The organism is Aquabacterium sp. UBA2148, from assembly GCF_002328915.1.
In the GTDB taxonomy this organism is placed as follows: Bacteria; Pseudomonadota; Gammaproteobacteria; order Burkholderiales; family Burkholderiaceae_C; genus Aquabacterium; species Aquabacterium parvum.
Genome location: NZ_DCXA01000095.1, coordinates 16,546 through 17,867, shown reverse-complemented (window position 1 = coordinate 17,867; position 1,322 = coordinate 16,546). Strand labels below are relative to the sequence as shown.

Sequence of the window (1,322 nt, the reverse complement as noted above, 5' to 3'; positions counted from 1 at the left end):
TGGGCGACCTCGGACACATCCTGGCGCGCAGCCGCGTGGGCGCGGACCTGTTCGCCGACGGCCTGCCGCGTGGCTCCTGGTTGCGCACGCGCTCGCAAGCCGAACAACTCGATTGCCTGCTGGCCGGCGGCGACGACTATGAACTGCTGTTCACGGCACCGCCTGCGCACCGCCCGGCCATCGAGGCGCTGGGCGCCGACCTGGGCCTGCCCCTGAGTTGCATCGGTCGCACCCGTGCCGAGGTGGGGAGAACGATCTGGTCGGCCGAGGGCGGCGTGCCCCTGCCAGACCGCTGGGCGAGCTTCGATCACTTCAAGGGGCAGGCATGAGCGCAGACGACCTCGGCATGGCCCAGGCGCCTCGGCGTGCCAGCGTGCGCCTGATGTTCGCCCACCCTGCGCATGTGCTGGCGCTGGGAGCCGGCAGCGGCCTGAGCCCGATCGCACCGGGTACCGTCGGCACGCTGTGGGGCTGGGTCAGCTTCCTGGTCATCCAGCAGGCCCTGGTGCACAGCCTGTCAGGCCCGCTGCTCGACGTGGCCTGGGCCCTGATCCTGGCCGTGGGCTGGTTGGTCGGCTGCTGGGCCTGCACGCGCACGGCCCAGGCCATGCGCGTGGCCGACCCAGGCGCGGTGGTCTTCGACGAGATCTGGGCCTTCTGGCTGGTGCTGTGGGTGATGTCGCCGGTGGATGTCGTCGGGCAGGTGCTGGCGTTCGTGGCCTTCCGGTTTTTCGACGCCGTCAAACCCGGGCCGGTGGGCTGGGCCGATCGGCTTTTCAAACCCGTGCCGGGGCAGCCCATTGGCTGGGGCCAGGGCGTGGGCATCATGTTCGATGACCTGGTGGCCGCCGCCTGCACCCTGTTCGTGCTGGCCCTGGCCGTGGTGGTGCGCCAAGGGGGCGTCACCGCCGGGGTGCTGGGCTGAGCCGCATCCACCTCATCTGGAGACCGCCCCATGGACACCGCATCCCTGCACGTCACCGTCGATGCCCTGGCCGGCTTGTTGCTGGCGCGCGGGCAGTTGCTGGCCACGGCCGAGTCCTGCACGGGCGGGCTGATCGCGGCCAGTTGCACCGAGCTGGCCGGCTCCAGCGCCTGGTTCGAGCGCGGCTTCGTGACCTACAGCAACGAGGCCAAGACCGAGTTGCTGGGTGTGCCGGCGGCCCTCATTGCCGAGCATGGCGCCGTCAGCGCAGAGGTGGCCAAGGCGATGGCGTCGGGGGCCCTGGCCCATTCGCGCGCCGACATCGCCGTGGCCGTCACGGGTGTGGCGGGCCCTTCCGGCGGCAGCGATGCCAAACCGGTGGGCACGGTGTGGCTGG

At 71.3% G+C, this 1,322-nt stretch carries 2 protein-coding genes and 1 pseudogene; all 3 read left to right on the top strand.

Features of this window, described 5'->3' with window-relative positions:
- Positions 1-329 (top strand): annotated as a pseudogene (locus tag B2W70_RS05125) (thiamine-phosphate kinase); the annotation flags it as partial.
- Entirely contained in the window at positions 326-925 is a 600-nt protein-coding gene (locus B2W70_RS05120; protein ID WP_286743515.1) for a phosphatidylglycerophosphatase A family protein, read from the top strand. The pseudogene B2W70_RS05125 and the gene B2W70_RS05120, both read left to right, overlap by 4 nt.
- 30 nt (positions 926-955) lie before the next feature.
- Positions 956-1,322 (top strand): CinA family protein (locus B2W70_RS05115; protein ID WP_286743513.1); only part of this gene is annotated, 367 nt, incomplete at its 3' end.

Coding starts and splice junctions, on each gene's coding strand:
- B2W70_RS05120 (WP_286743515.1), top strand. CDS start 326: ATGAGCGCAGACGACCTCGGCATGGCCCAGGCGCCTCGGCGTGCCAGC.